This window comes from Methyloversatilis discipulorum, assembly GCF_000527135.1.
GTDB lineage: Bacteria > Pseudomonadota > Gammaproteobacteria > Burkholderiales > Rhodocyclaceae > Methyloversatilis > Methyloversatilis discipulorum.
Genome location: NZ_AZUP01000001.1, coordinates 1,917,541 through 1,938,755, shown reverse-complemented (window position 1 = coordinate 1,938,755; position 21,215 = coordinate 1,917,541). Strand labels below are relative to the sequence as shown.

At 65.4% G+C, this 21,215-nt stretch carries 21 protein-coding genes and 1 tRNA gene; 10 read left to right on the top strand and 12 right to left on the bottom strand.

Going from position 1 to position 21,215, the window contains the following annotated elements; genetic code table 11:
- The first annotated feature begins 8 nt into the window (after window positions 1–8).
- From ileS to METFAM1_RS20850, 8 genes are all read left to right on the top strand, one after another.
- Window positions 9–2,822, top strand: a complete 2,814-nt coding sequence (gene ileS, locus METFAM1_RS0108900) for an isoleucine--tRNA ligase (protein ID WP_019919260.1) — start codon at window positions 9–11, stop codon at window positions 2,820–2,822.
- Between the two features lie 5 nt (window positions 2,823–2,827).
- Window positions 2,828–3,322 carry a signal peptidase II gene (gene lspA, locus METFAM1_RS0108895; RefSeq protein WP_019919259.1) on the top strand — a complete coding sequence of 165 codons (495 nt, stop codon included), beginning with the start codon at window positions 2,828–2,830 and terminating at the stop codon, window positions 3,320–3,322.
- Entirely contained in the window at window positions 3,319–3,753 is a 435-nt protein-coding gene (locus METFAM1_RS0108890; RefSeq protein WP_019919258.1) for an FKBP-type peptidyl-prolyl cis-trans isomerase, read from the top strand. The genes lspA and METFAM1_RS0108890 overlap by 4 nt, the downstream gene beginning before the upstream one ends.
- A gap of 10 nt (window positions 3,754–3,763) precedes the next feature.
- The gene (gene ispH, locus METFAM1_RS0108885) at window positions 3,764–4,690 is read left to right on the top strand and encodes a 4-hydroxy-3-methylbut-2-enyl diphosphate reductase (protein WP_019919257.1); all 927 of its coding nucleotides are present in this window, start codon (window positions 3,764–3,766) and stop codon (window positions 4,688–4,690) included.
- A gap of 43 nt (window positions 4,691–4,733) precedes the next feature.
- On the top strand, window positions 4,734–5,150 hold the full coding sequence (locus tag METFAM1_RS0108880; RefSeq protein WP_019919256.1) for a Fur family transcriptional regulator: 417 nt from the start codon (window positions 4,734–4,736) through the stop codon (window positions 5,148–5,150).
- Between the two features lie 78 nt (window positions 5,151–5,228).
- Window positions 5,229–5,304 (top strand) — tRNA-Thr (locus METFAM1_RS0108875).
- Window positions 5,305–5,431: 127 nt separating this feature from the next.
- Window positions 5,432–6,319 (top strand): HipA domain-containing protein, encoded by an 888-nt coding sequence (locus METFAM1_RS20375; protein ID WP_024300593.1) that lies wholly within the window; start codon window positions 5,432–5,434, stop codon window positions 6,317–6,319.
- Window positions 6,316–7,059, top strand: coding sequence for a DNA-binding protein (locus tag METFAM1_RS20850; RefSeq protein ID WP_157256691.1), 744 nt, complete (start codon window positions 6,316–6,318; stop codon window positions 7,057–7,059). The genes METFAM1_RS20375 and METFAM1_RS20850 overlap by 4 nt, the downstream gene beginning before the upstream one ends.
- A 175-nt stretch (window positions 7,060–7,234) precedes the next feature.
- Here METFAM1_RS20850 and METFAM1_RS0108860 read toward each other — a convergent pair whose 3' ends face one another.
- Window positions 7,235–7,810, bottom strand: a complete 576-nt coding sequence (locus tag METFAM1_RS0108860; protein WP_019919254.1) for a hypothetical protein — start codon at window positions 7,808–7,810, stop codon at window positions 7,235–7,237.
- A gap of 256 nt (window positions 7,811–8,066) precedes the next feature.
- On the opposite strand from METFAM1_RS0108860, the gene pepN reads away from it, so the two are divergent.
- Window positions 8,067–10,715, top strand: a complete 2,649-nt coding sequence (gene pepN, locus METFAM1_RS0108855) for an aminopeptidase N (protein WP_024300591.1) — start codon at window positions 8,067–8,069, stop codon at window positions 10,713–10,715.
- Window positions 10,716–10,754: 39 nt separating this feature from the next.
- On the opposite strand, the gene METFAM1_RS0108850 is transcribed toward pepN, so the two are convergent.
- The 11 genes from METFAM1_RS0108850 to pcnB all read right to left on the bottom strand — a co-directional run bounded on the left by METFAM1_RS0108850 (window position 10,755) and on the right by pcnB (window position 20,700).
- Window positions 10,755–12,884: a TonB-dependent siderophore receptor gene (locus METFAM1_RS0108850; protein ID WP_024300590.1), complete on the bottom strand. Its 2,130-nt coding sequence runs from the start codon at window positions 12,882–12,884 to the stop codon at window positions 10,755–10,757.
- A gap of 54 nt (window positions 12,885–12,938) precedes the next feature.
- Window positions 12,939–14,516, bottom strand: a complete 1,578-nt coding sequence (locus METFAM1_RS0108845) for a PepSY-associated TM helix domain-containing protein (protein WP_019919251.1) — start codon at window positions 14,514–14,516, stop codon at window positions 12,939–12,941.
- Window positions 14,513–14,773, bottom strand: coding sequence for a hypothetical protein (locus METFAM1_RS0108840; RefSeq protein ID WP_019919250.1), 261 nt, complete (start codon window positions 14,771–14,773; stop codon window positions 14,513–14,515). Before METFAM1_RS0108840 ends, METFAM1_RS0108845 begins: the two co-directional genes overlap by 4 nt.
- Window positions 14,773–15,039, bottom strand: coding sequence for a hypothetical protein (locus METFAM1_RS0108835; protein WP_019919249.1), 267 nt, complete (start codon window positions 15,037–15,039; stop codon window positions 14,773–14,775). Before METFAM1_RS0108835 ends, METFAM1_RS0108840 begins: the two co-directional genes overlap by 1 nt.
- Window positions 15,040–15,183: 144 nt before the next feature.
- On the bottom strand, window positions 15,184–16,062 hold the full coding sequence (locus tag METFAM1_RS0108830; RefSeq protein WP_019919248.1) for a LysR family transcriptional regulator: 879 nt from the start codon (window positions 16,060–16,062) through the stop codon (window positions 15,184–15,186).
- A 95-nt stretch (window positions 16,063–16,157) separates the two neighbouring features.
- The gene (panD, locus tag METFAM1_RS0108825) at window positions 16,158–16,541 is read right to left on the bottom strand and encodes an aspartate 1-decarboxylase (RefSeq protein ID WP_019919247.1); all 384 of its coding nucleotides are present in this window, start codon (window positions 16,539–16,541) and stop codon (window positions 16,158–16,160) included.
- 106 nt (window positions 16,542–16,647) lie between these two features.
- Complete coding sequence (gene panC, locus METFAM1_RS0108820; RefSeq protein ID WP_019919246.1) at window positions 16,648–17,487, bottom strand: pantoate--beta-alanine ligase; 840 nt, start codon at window positions 17,485–17,487, stop codon at window positions 16,648–16,650.
- 17 nt (window positions 17,488–17,504) lie between these two features.
- Window positions 17,505–18,341 carry a 3-methyl-2-oxobutanoate hydroxymethyltransferase gene (panB, locus tag METFAM1_RS0108815; RefSeq protein WP_019919245.1) on the bottom strand — a complete coding sequence of 279 codons (837 nt, stop codon included), beginning with the start codon at window positions 18,339–18,341 and terminating at the stop codon, window positions 17,505–17,507.
- A complete protein-coding gene (locus tag METFAM1_RS0108810) occupies window positions 18,338–18,976 on the bottom strand; it encodes a deoxynucleoside kinase (RefSeq protein ID WP_019919244.1) in 639 nt (212 codons plus the stop codon). Before METFAM1_RS0108810 ends, panB begins: the two co-directional genes overlap by 4 nt.
- Before the next feature lie 36 nt (window positions 18,977–19,012).
- Window positions 19,013–19,363: a DMT family protein gene (locus METFAM1_RS0108805; RefSeq protein WP_019919243.1), complete on the bottom strand. Its 351-nt coding sequence runs from the start codon at window positions 19,361–19,363 to the stop codon at window positions 19,013–19,015.
- A complete protein-coding gene (gene pcnB, locus METFAM1_RS0108800; RefSeq protein WP_019919242.1) occupies window positions 19,363–20,700 on the bottom strand; it encodes a polynucleotide adenylyltransferase PcnB in 1,338 nt (445 codons plus the stop codon). Before pcnB ends, METFAM1_RS0108805 begins: the two co-directional genes overlap by 1 nt.
- A 130-nt stretch (window positions 20,701–20,830) precedes the next feature.
- Here pcnB and METFAM1_RS0108795 point away from each other — a divergent pair, with 130 nt between their 5' ends.
- Window positions 20,831–21,199 carry a DUF2946 family protein gene (locus METFAM1_RS0108795; protein WP_027491043.1) on the top strand — a complete coding sequence of 123 codons (369 nt, stop codon included), beginning with the start codon at window positions 20,831–20,833 and terminating at the stop codon, window positions 21,197–21,199.
- The last annotated feature ends 16 nt before the right edge of the window (window positions 21,200–21,215 follow it).

Genomic DNA, 21,215 nt, shown 5'->3' with positions numbered 1-21,215 from the left:
TGATCAAGATGGCTGATTACCGTACGACGCTGAACCTGCCCGACACCGCCTTCCCGATGCGCGGCGACCTGCCCAAGCGCGAACCCGGCTGGGTTCAGCAGTGGCAGCAGACGCAGCTCTACAAGCGCATCCGCGAAAAGGCCGCCGGCCGTCCGAAGTTCGTGCTGCACGACGGCCCGCCGTATGCGAACGGCGATATCCACCTCGGGCACGCGGTGAACAAGATCCTGAAGGACATCATCGTTCGCTCGAAGACGCTGGCCGGCTTCGACGCGCCCTACGTGCCGGGCTGGGACTGCCACGGCCTGCCGATCGAGCACCAGATCGAGAAAAAGCACGGAAAGAACCTGCCCGCCTCCGAAGTGCGCAAGCTTTGCCGCGCCTTTGCCGGCGAGCAGGTGGAGATCCAGAAGAAGGGTTTCATCCGCCTCGGTGTGCTGGCCGACTGGGACCGGCCCTACCGCACGATGGACTTCGGCAACGAGGCAGGAGAGATCCGCGCGCTGGCCGAAATGGTGAAGAAGGGCTGGGTGTATCGCGGCCTGAAGCCGGTGAACTGGTGTTTCGACTGCGGATCGGCGCTGGCCGAAGCCGAGGTCGAGTACCAGGACAAGGGCAGCCCGGCGGTCGACGTCGGCTTCCCGATCAGTGAGCGCGAGCGCGGCCGTCTGGCCGCCGCCTTCGGTCTGGCCGGACTGCCGGCGGGCAGCGTGCATGCGGTGATCTGGACCACCACGCCGTGGACCATTCCAGCCAACCAGGCGCTGAACATGCACCCGGAGCACGTGTATGCGCTGGTGCAGACCGACGCCGGCTGTCTGGTGCTGGCCGAGGCACTGGTCGAACAGAGTCTGAAGCGCTTCGGCCGCGAGGGTCGCGTGCTGGCCACCGCGACCGGCGACAAGCTGGAGCGCATCGCCTTCCATCACCCGCTGTACGAGCGCGAGTCGCCGGTGTTTCTGGCGGACTACGTCGGCCTCGACGCCGGCACCGGCATCGTGCATTGCGCGCCGGCCTATGGCGTGGACGACTTCAATTCCTGCATGAAGAACGGCCTCACCGTGGCCGACGTGCTGAACCCGGTACAGAGCAACGGCGTGTATGCCGAGTCGCTGCCCTTCTTCGGCGGCCTGCACATCTGGAAAGCGAACCCGGTCATCGTGGACAAGCTGGCCGAAGTCGGCGCGCTGTTCTCGCACGAGAAGATCCAGCACAGTTACATGCACTGCTGGCGCCACAAGACGCCGCTGATCTACCGCGCCACCGCGCAGTGGTTCGTCGGCATGGACCTGAAGCCCGAGGGTGGTCCCAGCCTGCGTGAATCGGCGCTGGCCGCGATCGAGAACACCGATTTCTACCCGGACTGGGGCAAGGCGCGACTCGCTGCGATGATCGCCAACCGGCCGGACTGGTGCATTTCGCGCCAGCGCAACTGGGGCGTGCCGATTCCGTTCTTCATCCACCGCGAAAGCGGCGAGCTGCATCCGCGCACGGTCGAACTGATGGAGGCGGTGGCCACGCGCGTGGACGCCGAGGGCATCGACGCCTGGTTCAATCTGGATGCCGCCGAACTGCTGGGCGCCGACGCGGCGCAGTACGAGAAGATCAGCGACACGCTGGACGTGTGGTTCGATTCCGGCGCCACCCACTGGCACGTGCTGCGCGGCTCGCACGCCGACCTCGCGCGCACCGACGGCGGCCCGGTCGCCGACCTCTATCTCGAAGGGTCCGACCAGCACCGAGGCTGGTTCCACTCGTCGCTGCTGACCGGCTGCGCGATCGACGGCCAGGCGCCGTACAAGGCGCTGCTGACGCACGGCTTCACGGTCGATGCGCAGGGTCGCAAGATGTCGAAGTCGCTCGGCAATGGCATCGAGCCGCAGGAGGTGGGCAACAAGCTGGGCATCGAAATCCTGCGCCTGTGGCTGGCTTCGACCGACTATTCGGGCGAACTGTCGATTTCGAAGGAAATTCTCGACCGCGTGGTCGAAACCTACCGCCGGTTGCGCAACACCGTGCGCTTCCTGCTCGCCAACATCGCCGATTTCGACGCGCAGGCCGACATGCTGCCGGCCGACCAGTGGCTCACTATCGACCGCTACGCGCTCGCCCTGACGCGCGACCTGCAGTCGCGCGTGACCGCCGATTACGAGCAGTACGAATTCCACCGCGTGGTGCAGGCGCTGCAGCACTTCGCGTCGGAAGATCTCGGCGCCTTCTACCTCGACGTGCTGAAGGACCGCCTCTACACCACCGCAGCCGGCTCGCACGCCCGCCGCTCGGCGCAGTCGGCGCTGTGGCACATCACTCAGACCCTGGTGCGGTTGATGGCGCCGGTGCTGGCCTTCACTGCCGAGGAAATCTGGACCGTGCTCGGCGACAAGTCGGCCGACAGCGTCATGCTCACAACCTGGCACGAGCTGCCGGAACAGGCGGACGAGGCGGCCCTGATGGCGCGCTGGACGCGTATCCGGACGCTGCGTGCCGAATCGGCCCGCGTGCTGGAGACGCTGCGTTCGGAGGGCGGCATCGGTTCGTCGCTGCAGGCCGAGGTCGAGGTGCGCGCCGCCGGCGAACTGCACGACGACCTCGCGTCGCTGGGTGACGATCTGCGCTTCGTGCTGATCACCTCGGCCGCGACGCTGAAGAAGGTGGCGAGCGAGGCGGAGCAGGGCGTTACGGCGACGCCGAGCGCCCATGCCAAGTGCGCCCGCTGCTGGCATTACCGCGCGGACGTCGGCAGCAATGCCGAACATCCGGAACTGTGCGGCCGTTGCGATGCCAATCTGCACGGTGCGGGCGAAGCCCGCGAACACGCCTGAAGCCGATGAACGCACGCCTTGCCGCCTGGCTCGCCCTGTCCGCCTTCGTGGTCGGGGTGGACCAGCTCACCAAATACCTGATCACGCAGTGGCTGAGCTATGGCCAGAGCTGGTCGGTGACCTGGTTCTTCGACCTCGTGCTGGTCTATAACCCGGGCGCGGCCTTCAGTTTCCTGGCCGACCACGACGGCTGGCAGCGCTGGTTCTTCATCGTGCTGACGTCCACGGTGTCGATCTGGCTGATCATGCTGATGCGCAAGCACGTCGCGGAAGTGGTGTTGCCGCTCGGCCTGGCGCTGATACTGGGCGGCGCGATCGGCAACCTGATCGACCGCGTCGTGCTCGGCGCTGTGGTCGACTTCCTGTATTTTCATGCCGGGAGCCGAGGCTTCCCGGCCTTCAACGTGGCTGACTCGGCCATCACAGCGGGCGTGATGCTGATGCTGGCAGACCAGTTCGGTCTGTCGGACCGCTTCGCCCGCGCGGAGAAACAAGCATGAACGACACCGTCAAACCCGACAGCCTGGTCACGCTGCACTTCCGCGTCGCGCTGCCGGAAGGTGGTCAGGCGCTGATCAGCACCTTCGAATCGACGCCGGCCACGCTGCAGCTGGGAGGCGGCGAGCTGGCGCCGGCGCTCGAAGCGCGTCTTGCCGGGCTGGAAGTGGGCAGCCGCCATGTGTTCGAGCTGGAGCCGGGCGAGGTGTTTGGCGAGCACAAGGCCGATCTGGTCGAGCGCTTCGCGCGTCGCGACATCCCGGCCGACATCGAACTGGACGTGCATTCGGTGATCGAATTCACCGATAACGACGGCAACAAGTTTCCCGGGCTGGTGCGCGAACTGGACGAGCAGTCCGCGCTGATCGATTTCAACCACCCGTTGGCGGGCCGCGCCGTGCGTTTCGAGGTGGAGGTGATCGGTGTCTCCTGAGGGCGAGAACATGGACGTACTGCTGGCCAATCCGCGTGGCTTCTGCGCCGGCGTGGAGCGCGCCATCGCCATCGTCGAGCGCGCACTGGAACAGTACGGGGCGCCGATCTATGTGCGCCACGAAGTGGTGCACAACAAGTTCGTCGTCGACAGCCTGCGCGCCAAGGGCGCCATCTTCATCGACGATCTGACGCTGGTGCCGGAGGGCGCCACGCTCATCTTCAGCGCGCACGGCGTGCCGCAGGCCGTACGTCATGATGCGTCGTCGCGCGGCCTGCGCGTGTTCGACGCGACCTGTCCGCTGGTGACCAAGGTGCACGTCGAGGTCGCCAAGATGCGCGACGCCGGGCGCGAGATCATCATGATCGGCCACAAAGGCCATCCCGAGGTCGAGGGCACCATGGGTCAGGCCGAAGGCGGCATGTATCTGGTCGAAACCGTGGCCGACGTGCAGTCACTTCAGGTGGCCGACCCGGACAAGCTGGCCTACGTGACGCAGACCACGCTGTCAGTCGATGACGCGCAGATCATCGTCGACGCGCTGCGCGCGCGCTTCCCGGCCATCGTCGGTCCGAAGCGCGACGACATCTGCTACGCGACGCAGAACCGCCAGGATGCCGTCAAGTTCATGGCACCGCGCAGCGATCTGGTGCTGGTGGTGGGTTCGCCCAACAGTTCCAATTCCAACCGCCTGCGCGAAGTGGCAGAGCAGTTCGGCGTACCGGCGCACCTGATCGACAACGCCAGCCAGATCGATCCCGCGTGGCTGGCGGGGCGCAAGCGCATCGGCGTCACCGCCGGCGCGTCAGCGCCCGAAGTGCTGGTGGATGCGGTGATCGCCCGGCTGCGCGAACTGGGTGCGGCATCGGTCAGGACCCTGGACGGCACACCCGAGAACGTGAATTTTCCGCTGCCGAAGGAACTGGCTCAGCCGTGACCGGACTTTGCGCGACGGCATTCCGTTTCATATACTCGAAACCATGAAATCTCCGCTCAACCGCGAACAGACCATTGATCTGCTGCGCGCACACGACATCAACCTGACGCAGCCGCGCATCGACATCGCCTGTGTGCTGTTCTCGCGCATGGAGCACCTGTCGGCCGACCAGATACTGGCCATGGTCAACGAGACTTCGCCGTCGGCGTCGAAGGCGACCGTCTACAACACGCTCAAGGTGTTGCGCGAGGCCGGGCTGATCCGCGAGGTGATCGTCGATCCGACCAAGGTGTTCTTCGATCCGAACACCGAGCCGCACCACCATCTGTACGACGTGGTGACCGGTTGCCTGACTGACATCCCGAATCACACCTTGCGCATCGAAGGCATGCCGCAACTGCCGCCGGGCATGGTGGCCGACGGGGTGGACATCGTCGTGCGCGTGCGTCCGGGCGCTTGAGTGCGGCGAAATTACCGCTTTCTGCGCTACCTGAATTGATTTTGCGCCCTTCAGCGGCTATCATGCTCGCTCTTTATTGCCGCTGTAGCTCAGTCGGTAGAGCAGCGCATTCGTAATGCGAAGGTCACCAGTTCGATTCCGGTCAGCGGCACCAAAAAATCAAGCAGATAGGCCAACCCCTTGGGGTTGGCCTTTTTGTTGAGCTAGCGCTAACCCTCTGCGGAACGATTCGACGTGCAAATGTTGCGTTAATCGACGCAACTTTCGGGTAGGTGTCTGCAATGAGCTACCAAATTATCGAGATACCTCCGGATGCCCGTGAGGATACCGAACAGCTCGGCAGCAAGCCCAAGTTCTGGGTGTTGCTGGATGGCAAGAGGTGGCTATTTAAAGAGTCTCGTCCCGAGACAGGTGAAGATTGGGCTGAAAAAGTTGCCGCCGAAGTCGCTAGATCTGCTGGCATCCGGGCTGCAACTGTAGAGCTTGCTTCATACGCGGGGCGGCGAGGTTGTGTGTCGATGAATTTTGTCGACGTCAATGCGGGGCAGGCACTAGTTCATGGTAACGAAGTTCTTGCCACGCGCTTCACTGGCTACGACAAAGGTAAAGTCTTCGGGCAGTCTGACCACACTTTGGAGAACATCGAGGCTGCAATGCGCGGCGTGTTTCCCGCAGAACAAGCCGATGGAGTGCTTACTGAGCTAGCTGGCTACCTCGTGTTGGACGCTCTGATTAGTAACACTGATCGTCACCATGAGAACTGGGGGCTACTGCTTTACGTCCAGGGTGAGCCGCCAGAGCTTACATTGACTGTGGCTCCAAGTTTTGACCACGCCTCTTCCTTGGGGCGCGAGTTGCGTGATGACAAACGGGTTAGGCTTGTCGCGGAGAGGCGGGTAAGCTCATACATCAATAAGGGACGTGGCGGCATTTTTCGCGGCTCCGACGAGCCTCACGGTGAGAATCCTCTCCGCTTGGTGCAGTTGGCGGCCCGGGCATACCCATCGTTTTTTGAACCGGCGCTGCAGCGCGTGAGGGCATTGTCCCCCGAGATTATTTGTCAGATTATTGACTCGCTGCCCGATGAGCGAGCATCACCTGCTGCAAAACAGCTTGCGGCAGTGATGATCCTTACCGCGCAGGCTTCGTTAGCCGAGATTCTTAAATGAGCACCTTATTTGTTGCATGGCAGGCGCCGGATCCGACTCGGGCCTGGTTCCCTATTGGTCGCCTTGACGCGTCTACTGAGCGACGGGAATACATGTTTCGGTACACTCGTGGCGCCCTGCGTGCTGAGGTGGTCGCCGGTTTCAAACCGCTGATTGCCTTTCCTGATTTTCGGCGCAAGTATCAAGCCGATGATCTGTTTCCGCTTTTCAAAAATCGGATTCTGGAACCCAATCGCAAGGATTTCGGAGAGTATTTGCAGTGGCTCGACCTCGACCCCGCGCATGCCGATCCTATTGAAATTTTGGGGTTAACAGGAGGGGAGAGGCAGACAGACAGCTTAGAAGTGTTCCCAAAAGTTGGTAAGTCGGAAGATGGAACGATCCGGTGTCGGTTCTTCTTACATGGCTTGCGGCATGTGTCCGAAGCGGCACGTGCACGTGCTGAGCGACTTTTGGAGGGCGAATCGTTACAGATTGCGATTGAAGTGAATAACCCTGCGACCACATATGCGGTGCAACTCCAAACCACGGATTGTCATCTTATTGGCTGGGCACCTCGATATTTGGTAGACGACTTACGCGCGGCTCTGCTTGAGCGTTCTAACGTCAGCGCTAAGGTTCATCGCATTAATCTTATGGGAGCACCGTTTTCAAGGCGGGTGCTAGTCGATCTTTGCGGTGGAGTTCCAGATGGCTTTGAACCGATGACGTCGGATGAGTATCGCGTCGTGACCGAGTAAACCTTTGAAAGGTACGGGCTGTCAGCAGTTTCCCGTGCGTGCGGGATGAAAACTTCTCCGGCGCATTGTATTGCCATTTAGGCGTTGTCTCAGTCCGAGTGGATGGCCTGCAAGAAAAAGAGGGTTGCAGCCGTATGGCTACAACCCTCTTTTTACGTTTCATGAAGACTTACTTCTAGCCATTGACCTGCCGGCTGTCACCCACGACTTCCTCGCTTCGCGCCAACGGAACGCTGAGGCTGCGCAGTGCGGCCGTGACGTGATGCATCGGTGCGATCTCGTGACGGAACAGGTAGGCGAGCACCTTGCCGTTGCTCCAGGTGTCCGGCAGCGCGATGCGTACGGTGTGCGCTGCGCTGGCATCCAACGCCGTATGCACTAGCCAGGCGCCGATCTGTTCGCGCAGCAGGAAACGGGTCTTCAATGGGCTGGTGGCGAGCGACATGCCCGGTGCTTCGGACAGGCGGATGGCCAGGGCGCGTGCCAACGGGATCCAGTCGGATTCGACTTGCTGGCCGTGGCAGGCGGCGAGCGCGGCGTGCTCCCGCTTCAGGAACTCACACAACAGCGCTGCAAGTTCGCCAGCCGTCCAGTTGCGCAGGCCCGGTGCGGCCGGAGCGGACGTGCTGTCATGATGAGCGGCATTCGCCGAGAAGCGCGGCCAGCTCGCCCGCGTGCGGGCCGGGGACAGTTCTTCGCCAGCGCCTTGTTGGCGCGCGACGACGACCCCTTCGTTCAGACTTGCACCCATGGCATACCTTTTGAGTTGTTGATTCGATGGTAATGCTGCGATGTGTCATTCTTTGGAACTTAGGTCACCCGGACTAAGGGTTTACCCGGATACTGCTTTTCCTCCGATCACGGCTTCCTTGAACTCTGTCACACCACCCGCGCTCGGCACGATGCGCCGGAAACCGCCGTGTGGCTTGATGCAGACCAAGGGAATCCCGCATTCCGGAACTTGTCCGAACCTGCACCTCTGGTGTTATCGACACGGAAGTTAACAAATGAAGAACTCTTTTTCGCGCGCCATCCACCTTCGTGACTACGTCGCCCCCGCTTGGTGGGTGGACGAGGTGGAACTCGACGTGACCCTCGTCGACGACGGTACGGCCCTGGTTGCTGCTGTCATGATGTTGCGCCGCAACGAATCGGTGCCGCGCGCACCGCTTCAGCTCGACGGGGAGGCCCTCGAACTGCTGCAGCTGAGCGTCGATGGACGCGCGCTGCCCGCGCCGGCCTCCTTCGTGCGCGACGGCAAACTCGAACTGGCCGATCTTCCCGACCGTTGCCGTGTCGCCACGCAGGTTCGCATCAAACCGGACGAGAACACCACGCTGTCCGGCTTCTACCGCTCGAAGGACGGCTACTTCACGCAGTGCGAGGCGGAAGGCTTCCGTCGCATCACCTGGTTCCCGGATCGTCCGGACGTCATGTCACGCTACACGGTGACGCTGCACGCTGACAGGGCGCGCTTCCCGGACCTGCTGGCCAACGGCAACCTGGTCGCGAGCGGTGACGAGGAGGGCGGTCGCCACTGGGCGCGGTGGGTCGATCCCTTCCCCAAGCCCTGCTATCTGTTCGCCATGGTCGCCGCGAAACTCGACCGCCTCGACGACAGCTATACGACGGCATCCGGACGCAAGGTCGATCTCGCGATCTATGTCGAGCCGGGCAAGCTCGACCAGTGCGATTTCGCGATGCACGCGCTGAAGAAATCGATGCGCTGGGACGAACAGCGTTTCGGACTGGAACTTGATCTCGACCGCTACATGATCGTCGCCGTCGGCGACTTCAACATGGGGGCGATGGAGAACAAGGGCCTCAACATCTTCAATACCAAATACGTACTCGCGCGGCCGGACATCGCTACCGACGTCGATTACATGAACATCGACCGCGTGGTCGCGCATGAGTACTTCCACAACTGGACCGGCAACCGCGTCACCTGCCGCGACTGGTTCCAGCTGTCATTGAAGGAAGGACTGACCGTTTTCCGTGACCAGGAGTACGGGTCGGACGAATACTCGCGCCCGGTACAGCGCATCCAGGAAGTGCGCGGGCTGCGTGCGGCGCAGTTCCCGGAGGACGCCGGGCCGATGGCGCACCCGATACGGCCGGCCAGTTACGAGGAAATCAACAACTTCTACACCGCCACCGTCTATGAAAAGGGCGCCGAGGTGGTGCGCATGATCCATACGCTGCTCGGCGAGGACGGCTTCCGTCGGGGCATGGATCTGTATTTCGAGCGGCACGACGGACAGGCGGTGACCTGCGACGACTTCGTGTCGGCGATGCAGGACGCATCCGGCGTCGATCTGGCCCAGTTCCGTCGCTGGTACGAACAGGCCGGGACACCGCGGCTGAAGGCCGACGCCACCTTCGATGCCCCCAGCGGACGATGGACGCTGACGCTGACCCAGTCCAACCCGGAAACCGCCTACGAGAAACGTCTGGCCGAGGAAGGGCTGAAGTTTGCCCGCGGTCCGCTGCACATCCCGGTGGCGCTCGGCCTGCTGAGCGCGGATGGCCGCGAAATCCTGCCGACCACGGTGCTGTCGCTGACCGAAGCGACGCAGACCTTCGAGTTCGATCTGTCGTCGCACGCGCTCGCGTCGGCACCGCTGCCTTCGCTGCTGCGCAATTTCTCGGCACCGGTGGCGCTCGATTTCGATTACGGAGATGCCGGGCTGGCGACGCTGATGGCGCACGACAGTGACGAATTCAACCGCTGGGAGGCCGGTCAGCGGCTGGCAACGCGATTGATGCTGGCCGGTGTGGCGCAGGTGCAGGCAGGCAATGAGGCGGTCGTGCCCAACCTGTTCGTCGATGCCTTCGCTGCGGTGCTGGCACAGGCGGACGCCGATCCGGCCTTCGCCGCCGAAGCGCTCACGCTGCCGTCCGAAGCCTGGCTGGGCGACCAGATGGCGGTGATCGACCCGGACGCCATCCACCGCGTGCGCACGCTGTTCCGGCGCACGCTGGCTGAGCGGCTGCGGCCGCAGTTCGAGGCGTTGCTGGCGCGTCACGTCGTGACGGGCGCCTACGCACCGGAACCGGCGGCGATGGGCCGGCGCGCACTGCGCAACCTCGCGCTCGGCTATCTGATGACGCTGAACGACAGTGCGCTGCAGCTGAAAGCGCTGACCCAGTTCCGCGACGCCGACAACATGACCGACCAGTTCGCCGCGTTCTCACTGCTGGCGCACAGCGACACGCCGCTGCGCGAAGTGGCACTGAGCGAGTTCTACGCGCGCTGGAAGGACGAGGCGCTGGTGGTGGACAAGTGGCTGGCGGTGCAGGCCACCTCGCCGCTGCCGGATGCCCGCGCCCGCGTGCGCGAACTGATGGCGCACGAGGCCTTCGACCTGAAGAACCCGAACAAGGTGTATGCGCTGGTGCGCACCTTCTGCGCCGCCAATCCGCTGCACTTCCACGCCGCCGACGGCTCCGGCTACGCCTACGCCGCCGGCGTCATTCGCGAGCTGGATCCGGTGAATCCGCAGGTCGCGTCGCGCGTGGCGCGTGCTTTCGATCGCTGGCGCCGCTTCGACGACGGTCGTCAGGCCCACGCCCGCAAGGCGCTGGAGAGCATCCGCGACCTGCCGGGACTGTCGGCCGACGTGGCCGAAGTGGTGAGCCGGGCGCTGGCCTGACGCCGTGCAGCGGCCCGGCCGGGCCGCTGCCGCGGCGGATCAGAAGCGGTAGGTGGCCGAAGCGCGCACCGTGCGCAGCGTGCCGAGGAAGCAGTCGCCGCGTGACAGGCAGGTGGTGTAGTACTCGCGGTCGGCGATGTTGTCGACGTTGAGCGCATAGCGCCACTGGCCGGTCCGGTACGCGAGCAGCGCGTCCATCAGCGTGATGGATGGCGTGCGCAGACTGTCGGTGCCGTCCCAGCTGGCGCCGATGTAGCGCACGCCGCCGCCCACCTCGAACTGACCCGGCAGGTCGAAGGCGGTGAAGCGCTTCACCGCCCAGGCGCTCGCCATGTGTTCCGGAATGCTGGCAAGGCGCTTGCCGAGATCCGCCGCGTTGCTCTGCGTGATCTCGCTGTCGGTGTAGGTGTAGGTCGCGATCAGATCAACGCCGCCCGCCAGGCTGGCCTGCGCTTCCGCCTCGACGCCGCGTATCGTCGCCTCGCCGACTTGGATGCGGTTCAGCGCGTTGTTCGGGTCGGCTGTCAGGCGGTTCTTCTCCTTCAGCTCGTAGGCGGCCAGCGTCAGGAACAGGCGGCTGCCCGGCGGCTGGTACTTCACGCCGACTTCCCACTGTTCGCCTTCGAGCGGCTTGTAGGCCTCGTTGTAGAAGTTGAAACCGGCGCTCGGGTTGAACGACTCCGAATAGCTCACATAGGGCGCCCAGCCATTGTCGAACAGATGCAGCAGGCCGGCGCGCCAGGTGGTCGCGTGCGCGTCAATGCGGGCCGACGTGGCGTCGAGATCGTTGTTCTGACGCGCCCAGTCGCGGCGTGCGCCGATGGTGGCGATCCAGCGGCGGTCTATCTTCAGCTGCTCCTGCAGGTAGAAACCGCTCTGATAGAGCTGGGTGTCCGGCTGCCGCGCCAGCGCGGGCACTGTGTAGTTGCCGTAGACCGGCGCGTAGACGTCGATCGCAGGCGCGTTGCCGCGACCCATCACCGAGCTGGTGAGCACGCGCTGGAAGTCGAAGCCGAACAGCACCGTATGCTCGAACGGTCCGTGCGTGAAGTTCGCCTGCAGCTGCGTGTCGGCGGTGAGCGCCTCGACCTCGGGCTTGGACACGTAGATCGTGCGGTTCAGCGTCCGGCCGTCCGGATTCAGCACAGGGGCCGGGCCAAAGCGGCTGTAGATCGACTGATAGGTGACCTGGCTGTCGGAATGGCGCACGTTCTGACGCAGCGTCAGCGCCTCGTTGAAGCGGTGCTCGAAGCGGTAGCCGAAGGCCTGCTGCTCGCCGATGTAGCGGTCGAATCCAGGCTCGCTGATATTGGTGCGGAACGGAATGCGGCCGTTCGGCGCTGGCAGCACGGTGCCCTGGTGCGGGAAGAAGAACTGCGTCGTGTTCGTGTGGTCGCGCTGCAGATTGGCCCACACCGTCAGCTCGGTGTCGGTGCTCGGGCGCCAGGTCAGCGAGGGCATGAACACCATGCGGTCGTCCTGGGTGTGGTCGACCTGGGTTTCGGCGTCCTGGCCGACCGCCACCAGCCGGTAAAGCCACTTGCCTTCGCTGTCGAGCGGGCCGGTCGAATCGACGGCCAGGCGCTTCAGGCCGTTGTTGCCGACGACCGCCTGCACCTCGTGCTGGGCCTCCGCCAGCGGGCGCTTCGACACCAGGTTCACGGTGCCGCCGAAACTGCCCTGACCGTACATGATGGACGAGGGGCCGCGCAGCACCTCGACCCGCTCCAGCGTGTAGACGTCGGGGCGGATGTTGTTGTAGCTGCCGAACAGCATGCGCAGGCCGTCCTGGTACTGGGTGAAGCTGGCGCCGCGCAGTTGCGCCCAGTCGCCGCGGTTGTCCAGTCCGTAGGGCTCGGCGCGGGCGCCGGCGGTGTAGCGCAGCGCGTCCTGCACCGATACCACCGATTGCGCTTCCAGCCGGTCACGCGTGATGACCGAGATCGATTGTGCGGTTTCGACCAGCGGCGTGTCGGTCTTGGTGGCCGAGGCACTGCGCTTGGCAACGTAGCCGCGGACCGGGCCGTCGGCCTTTTCGGTGGCCCGCTCGTCCTCGACCTTGACGGCCGGCAGGGTGGGTACGTCGGCGGCGTCGGCGCCGTGCGTCCAGGCCAGCAGCGCGAGACTGACCGGCCCCAGGCGCATCGTTGCGCGGGGAACTCGTTTCATGGCTTCTCCGGAATCTTGAATCGAATGGCCGGCGACGGCGCGCCGGCGCGGTTTTCAAATGGCCTGGCGCATCGGCTGGGTTCCATCGGTGGGGGCGGCCCAGACGCTGTTCGGATCACCGTCCAGGGCACGTTTTCGTGTCAGCGCGGCGAGCCAGACATAGCCGGCGGCCATCAGCAGCGCACACAGATCGATGCCGAGCAGCACCCAGTCGCCAACCAGCGCGCTGCGCAGCAGGTGATCGCCGGTCAGCGCGCCGTGACTGAGCGGAATGGCGGCCGTGAGCAGCGCGGTCAGCCATAGCAACTCGACGGCGGCACGCGACGGCGGGCGCGCGAAGGACCACGCCAGCGCGGCGAAGAACACGCCGAAGCAGGCGCTCTTCTCGATCAGTTCGCGGTCGGCGCCCGGCATCGCGGCGGCGATCTGGGTGGCGACGAAAGCGGCGGACACCGCGGCGCAGCAGCCTACGCAGACACCGATGGTCGCCTGCGCCATGCGCACCAGATGCGTCGGTTGCGCCACCTGCTGGCGCTTGCGCCGTGCCTCTATCCACAGCAGATTGCCGCTGAAGAACAGGAAAGCGCCTGCCAGACCGAGCAGGCCGTACAGACCCTGCACGATGGCGCCGCCATAGCTGCCGAAGTGCAGCGCGTAGAGACCGGCGTAGGCGGCATGATTGGCATCGTTGCGGCCGCCGGTCTGAACGTTCAGCACGCGGGCGGTGGCGGCCTCGAGCGCAACGCCACCGGACACCGCGAGCACGCGCGGGCTCGTGCCACGCACCTCGACCTGCGCCGCGCGGTCGCCGTACTGGTAATAGCGCAGCCATTTCGGCTCGAACTCAGGGGCGGCTGCGCGTGCGGCCGTGACCAGCGCTGCAGGCGACTGCATCGGCGATGCCTCGCCCGCGGCATCGGCACCGGTGGACACCCGCGTCGCACGCCGGATCTCGAGCGGCAGTTCGCCGCCGAACACCGGCACGTTCATCAGCGCGATCAGCACCGCGGACAGGCACAGCAGCGCACCGCTGATCGCGAACACGATATGGAAAGGCAGGCTGCAGACGCCGATCGCGTTGTGCGCGTCCTGCCAGAAGCGCTTCAGGTTGCGACCCGGACGCAGTGCGAACAGGTCGCGCAACAGCAGCGGCAGGTGGATCAGCACACCCGACACCAGCGCCACGCCGTACATCATCGACACGATGCCCATCACATAGATGCCGGCGACCGGCAGCCCGAGCGAGAAATGCAGGCTGTTGATCAGGTCGGCCAGACCCGAATGCGGTGCTTCGTCTTCCAGTCCGGCGGCGACGCGCAGCGGCGCGTGCGTCCATTCGCCGTCCTTCTTCCAGTAGGCGACCGGCGACGGCGCGCTGGCGGAGGGCAGTTGCACGAAGAAGTCGGCGGCCGCCTGCGGATGCTTGCGCACCATGCCGTCGATCAGGGCGGGCAGTTCATCCGTCGTGACTGCCTGTGCGGTGTGGCGGTGCTCGGGGCTCTGCCAGTGGTGCAGGTCCTCGTGGAACACCGTGATGGCGCCGCAGTAAAACGCGACGAACAGCGCGAAGCCGGCGATCAGGCCGGTCCACGTGTGCAGGGCGGAGAAATGTCGAAGGGTGGATGACTTCACAGCGCGCCTCCGAGCCGTACGATGGTCAGCAGACCTGCAGCCGCGATGTTCAGGGACAGCATGCGCAGCCAGGCGCTGCGGGTGTCGGCGAACAGCACGGCGGCGCAGGCGATGGCGGTCCACAGCGGGAAGAACAGTTGCAGCGACGGCACCAGCACGTCCTGCCAACGGCCGGGCCAAGCCCAGGCGATCAGCCCGGTCAGTGCGGCGGCGAGCGGAATGCCGAGCAGCGCGCCGGCGGCAAAACGCCCCCACATCACGAGGGCTCCCGTGCGGACTGTCCGGACAGCAGCGCCCAGGGCAGGGTGGCGAGCATCAGCATCCAGGCGACCAGTCCGGCACAGGGGCCCGCGACCGGGCCGAGCGCCTCCGCCCATGTCCACAACGACAGTGCGCCGGGCACGATGCAGGCGGCAAGTCGCCAGGGCAGAGGAGGGCGGCGGTGCAGCAGCACTTGCCGCGGGCTGCAGATGTAACAGGCGACGGCACACAGCGCGCACGTCAACATGGCGATAAGAATCATGGTTGCGGACCGAAACCACTCAATTGCTCGGCCCGGAATTAGACACCATGTAACTGCGTATGTGAACAGGAATGATTCGTATTAATAACCATGACCGAAGAAGGGTGTTCGGCGCGGCAGTGTTGTCCGCGCGCGCTTCTTCGGTCAGTCGGTCGCGATCATCGCCTCGAAGGCCAGCGCAGCCGGGCTGAGCGGGCGGCGCGGCAGGCGCAGACGGTAGAGCTGGCGGGTCAGCTGCACGCCGGGCAGCGTCAGTGTGGCGACCTTGCCGAGCGCAATCTGGTCGGCCGAACTGACGCGCGGCACCATCGACACGCCGCCGCCGGCAGCGACGGTCTGGATGACCGCCTCGGTACTCCCGGCCTCTATCGTGCGCGCCGGCACGATGCCCAGCTTGTCCAGCCAGCGGTTCATCACCTCGCGGGTACCGGAGCCGTGCTCGCGCACCACCCAGGTGACGGCGCTCAGGTCGGCGGCGCTGACCGTGCCGGCCTTGGCCAGCGCGCTGTCGGGCGGGGCGACGATGAGCAGGGTTTCGTCGCGCCAGGGGCGTGATTCGATCCGCTCGTCCTCGACCGGGCCCTCGACCAGCGCGATGTCGACTTCGCAGGCGAGCAGCCGGTCGGCCACCGTCTGCGTGTTGGCGCTGGTCAGGCTCAGCGTGATGCCCGGATGCGCCTGGGCGAAGTCGGCGACATAGCCGGGCAGCCAGTAACCGGCCACCGTCATGCTGGCGCCGATGCGCAGGCGACCGCGCTCCAGGTTGGAATAGGCCTGCAGCGCTTCGAGCGCGGCGCGTTCCATCGCGAAGATGCCGCCGGCGTACTCGAACAGCACCTGACCGGCTTCGGTCAGCGACACGATGCGCGCGCCGCGCTCGATCAGCACCACGTCGAGCTGGTCTTCCAGTTCGCGCAGCGCCTTCGATACGGCGGGCTGGCTGATGCCGAGGTGCTCGGCGGCGCGCGAGAAGCTCGCGTGTTCGCCGACGGTGTGGAAGATGCGGAGCAGGTGCAGGTTCATCGCGGTGTTCAGGTGCGGGGAGGCCGCATTGTTTCACATCGGGCCAAATGAAAAGGCCCGCACGGGGCGGGCCTTGACGACGGGCAGGGCGGGGATCAGCCGGCCATCTGCACCGGAATGTGACCACGCTGGTTCACGATGTTGTTCTTGCCATCGACGTATACGAGCTTGGGCTCGTAGCGGGCCAGTTCCAGTTCGGTGTACTGGGCGTAGCAGGCGATGATGAGCAGGTCGCCAGCGGCGGCCTTGCGCGCTGCCGCGCCATTGACCGAAATGATGCCGGATCCGCGCTCGGCGCTGATCGCGTAGGTCGAGAAACGCTCGCCGTTGGTCACGTTGTAGATGTCGATCGCCTGGTACTCGCGGATGTCCGCGGCGTCGAGCAGATTCTGGTCGATCGCACAGGAGCCCTCGTAGTGCAGCTCGGAATGCGTCGTCGTGACCCGGTGAAGCTTGGACTGAAGCATGGTGCGTTGCATATGGGCGCTCCTTCGATATCGCGCTGTTCAGACAACACGCGCACGCAAGGGCGTGCACGACAGTGCGCTACTGGAACGCCACCGGCCTTGAGCGCATCGTGGCGACCTACACTTCCAGATTGTCGATCAGGCGCGTCGTCCCGAGCAGGGCGGCGGCCACGATCACCAGACTGGATTCGTGAGCGGCCGGCGATTGTAAGTCGGCTTGTCGTCGCACCGCAATATATTGTGGAGACCAGCCACGGGCCTGGAGAAACGCCATGGTGTCGGCCTCGATCCGCGCGTATTCACGGTTTCCGGCGCGCAATGCTTCGCGGGCGGCCACCAGGGCCTGATACAGCTGCACCGCCTGCGCCCGTTCTCTCTCCGACAGGTAGCCGTTGCGCGAGGAAAGCGCCAGACCGTCGTCGGCGCGCAGCGTTTCGCCGCCGAAAATGGTGATCGGCAGCGCCATCTGCTGCACCAGCTGGCGGATCACCATCAGCTGCTGGTAGTCCTTCTTGCCGAACAGGGCCACCTGCGGCTGCACGATGTTGAACAGCTTGGCCACCACGGTCGCCACACCGGTGAAGAAACCGGGGCGGAAGGCGCCTTCGAGGATGTCGGCCAGCACCGGGTCCGGCACTACGCGCATCGTCTGCGGCTGCGGGTAGAGCTCGCTTTCCGATGGTGCGAACACGTGGGCTACCCCGGCCTCCTGCATGCGGGCACAGTCGGCGTCCATCGTGCGCGGGTAGCGGTCGAAGTCCTCGTTCGGGCCGAACTGAAGCCGGTTTACGAACACGCTGGCCACCACCACGTCGGCGTGGTCGCGTCCCTGACGCATCAGCGAGGCGTGGCCCTCGTGCAGATTGCCCATGGTGGGCACGAAGGCGATGCGCGCGCCGCGTGCGCGCTCGGCATCGAGCGCGGCGCGCAGGCCGGCGATGGTCGGGTGGATCTGCATCGGGGAGACTCGCGTGATCAGTAGCAGTGTTCGGGGCCGGGGAAGCTGCGGTCCTTGACCGCGGCAACGTAACGGCTCAGCGCGTCAAGCACGTCGTCGGCGCCCGGCATGAAGTTGCGCACGAAGCGCGGTCGGCGGCCCGGGAACAGGCCGAGCACGTCGTGCAGCACCAGCACCTGGCCGCTGCAGTCGACGCCGGCACCGATGCCTATCGTGATCAGCTGCGTGCTCGCGGTCACGTCGGCGGCAAGGCGGGCCGGCACCATTTCGAGCACCATCATGGTTGCGCCGGCCTGCTCGAGTTCCTTCGCGTCCTGCAGCAGCCGGGCGGCGGCGGCGTCGGTCACGCCCTGGGCACGGTAGCCGCCGAGCTGATGCACCGATTGCGGCGTCAGGCCGAGGTGGGCGCACACCGGCACGCCGCGCTCGACCAGGAAGCGCACGGTGTCGGCCATGTGGGCGCCGCCTTCGAGTTTCACCATCTGTGCGCCGGCGGTCATCAGCTGCACCGACGAGCGCATCGCCTGTTCGCGCGTCTCCTGATAGCTGCCGAAGGGCAGGTCGGTGATCAGGAAGGCGCGACCGCCGACGTTGGCCAGACCGCGGGCGACGCAGCCGGTGTGATAGGCCATGTCGTTGAGCGTGACCGGCAGCGTGGTGTCGTGGCCCTGCAGCACGTTGCCGAGCGAGTCGCCGACCAGCAGTACCTCGGCGCCGGCGGCATCGCACACGGCGGCGAAGGTCGAGTCGTAGCAGGTGAGCATGGCGATCGGCTCGGCGTTCGCACGCATGCGCAGCAGGGTGTTCAGCGTGACCGGGCGGCGCGCCGGGTCGGTGTCGCGCATATAGGTCATGAGGCGTATCCGAAAAATTCGCGGAAGGAGCGCATCTGGCCGAGCCGCTCGACCAGCAGCGCAAAGTCGTCGTCGCTGTCGACCGGGTTCAGTTCCTCGGCGTTGACGATGAACAGCGGGCTGGCGTCGTACTGGTAGAAGAAGCGCGCATAGCGCTCGACTACGCGGGCCAGATAGCTCTCGCTGATGCGCCGTTCGGCGTCGAGGCCACGCCTGCGCACGCGCTCGGCCAGCGTGTCGGCGTCGGCCTGCAGGTAGATCACCAGATCCGGTGCCGGCGCCTGCAGCTTCAGCGAAGCGTAGATCTGCCGGTACAGCGCGTACTCGTCGTCGGTCAGGTTCATCGACGCGAACAGCGGGTCCTTGTCGATCAGGAAGTCGGCCACCAGGCGGCCGGAGAACAGGTCGTCCTGCATCACCTCGCGCAGCTGTTCCATGCGCTGGAACAGGAAGAACAGCTGGGTCTGCAGCGCGTAGCGCTCCATGTTCTGGTAGAAGCGGCCGAGGAAGGGATTCTCTTCCGGCTTCTCGAACAGCGTCGGCGCCTGCAGGTGGTCGGCCAGCCGGCGGGCCAGCGAGGTCTTGCCCACGCCTATGGGCCCTTCGACGACGATGTAGCGTGCCTTGTCCAGCATCGATGGGAATTCCGGTCGAGGAAGCGGATCCGGGGATCAGCGGAAGATGAAATACACCGCGCCCAGCATACACAGCGCGGCCCACAGATAGTCAAGCTTGAGCGGTTCGTTCATGTAGAACACGGCGAAAGGCACGAACACGCTCAGCGTGATCACCTCCTGCATGATCTTGAGCTGACCGAGTGACAGCTGCGTGTGGCCGATGCGGTTGGCCGGCACCTGCAGCAGGTATTCGAACAGCGCAATGCCCCACGAGAACAGGGCGGCGTACCACCACGGACGGTGGTTCAGGTCGCGCAGGTGCGCGTACCACGCGAAGGTCATGAATACGTTGGACGCGACAAGCAGGCCGGCCGCCTGTGTCCATGCAGGCAACTGCGGCAGCATCACTCGGCCGCGGCCGCACCGGCCGTCGGTTTGCGCCGCGGGCGGCGGCGCTTCTTCGGCGCCTCTTCCGGGCGCAGCATCGATTCGCGGGTCGGGCCGTCGGCGGCGGCGAAGTCGGTCCACCAGTCGGCCAGCTCCTGTTCAACCTCTCCGCTTCCCGCCCGCAGCAGCAGGAAGTCGTAGGCGGCGCGGAAGCGCGGCAGTTCGAGCAGGCGGTAGGGGCGCTTGCCGGCGCGTTGTTCGAAGCGCGGCTGCAGCAGCCAGATGTCCTTGATGTCGGTGGCGATGCGCCGCGTGATGGCGAGCTTCTCCGCCTGCTGGTCGAGCACTGCGCTCATCGCCTCGAACATCGCCGGGATCGACGGTTCGCCTGCCTGCTTGCGCTTCTCCCAGTCGGCCAGCACTTCGTGCCACAGCAGCGTGGCGAACAGGAAGCCGGGCGAGATCGATTTGCCCTCGCGCACGCGCTCGTCGGTGCGCTCCAGCGACAGCATGACGAAGCGTTCGCCCATCGGCTGTTCGAGAATGACGTCGAGTAGCGGCAGCAGGCCGTGGTGCAGGCCGTCCTCGCGCAGCTGGCGCACGCAGCGCACCGCGTGGCCGCTGGTCAGCAGCTTCAGCATTTCGTCGAACAGGCGGGCCGGCGGCACGTTTTCGAGCAGGCTGGCCATCGACCGTATCGGCTCGCGCGCGTCGGGATCGATCACCAGACCGAGCTTGGCAGCCAGCCGCACCGCGCGCAGCATGCGCACCGGGTCTTCGCGGTAGCGGCGCGGCGCATCACCGATCATGCGCAAGGTCTTCTGCTTCAGGTCGGCCACGCCGTGGTGGAAGTCGACGACGGTTTCGGTCGCCGGGTCGTAGTACAGCGCATTGACCGTGAAATCGCGGCGCGCGGCATCCTCTTCCATCGTGCCGAACACATTGTCGTGCAGGATGCGGCCGTGCTCGTCGGTCACCGCCTCGGAGTCGCCGCGGAAGGTGGTGACCTCGATCACGTCGCGGCCGAACATGACATGCACGATCTTGAAGCGGCGGCCGATCATGCGTGCGCGGCGGAACACCGCGGTCACCTGTTCCGGCGTGGCACTGGTTGCGACGTCGAAATCCTTGGGTTCGATTCCGGCGATCAGGTCGCGTACCGCGCCACCGACCACATAGGCCTGGTAGCCCTCTGCCTGCAGCGAATCGCACACCTTGCGCGCCGCCGGCAGCAGCTGTTCGCGTGCGATGCCGTGCTGTGCGCGCGGAATATGAACAGGGCCGCTGCTCGCGGCCTGCGTACGGGCGTTGTCTTCGGGGCGACGGAATATCCGGCGCAGCAACTTTCGGATCATCAGTAAGGGGACTTTCTGGCGTAACTCGGACCAGGGCGCGGCAGCGCCGGACGCGACATGTTAACGCATGCAGCGTGCGCCGGCCGCCTGTGTTGCACGGCGGGGCGCTCGCGGGCTACCATCCGCGCCCATGTCGCCCGCCCGCCCCCGTTTCCGCCTCGCCCTGATGCTCGCGCTGTTCGCAGTGTGCGCGCAGGCGCTGCTGCCTACGCTGATGCGCTGGCAGCAGTCGGCCGATCCGACCGGCATCGCGCAGATCTGTACCGCTTTCGGCATCGGATCGGCATCGGCCGCGGAACAGGGTGACGACGAAGGCGGCAAAGCCGGTCATTGCCCCTGGTGCGTTGCGCAATCGCTGCCGGTGCTGCCGACGCAAGCGGCGCATGCGGTGTTCGCGCTGCATGCCGAGCGGCAGGCGCCGCCGCCGACGCTCTCGGCCGCCGTCACCGCCGCCACGCTGCTGGCGCCTTCCCCACGCGCGCCGCCAGCGCTCGCCTGATTCCCTCGCCTTCGTC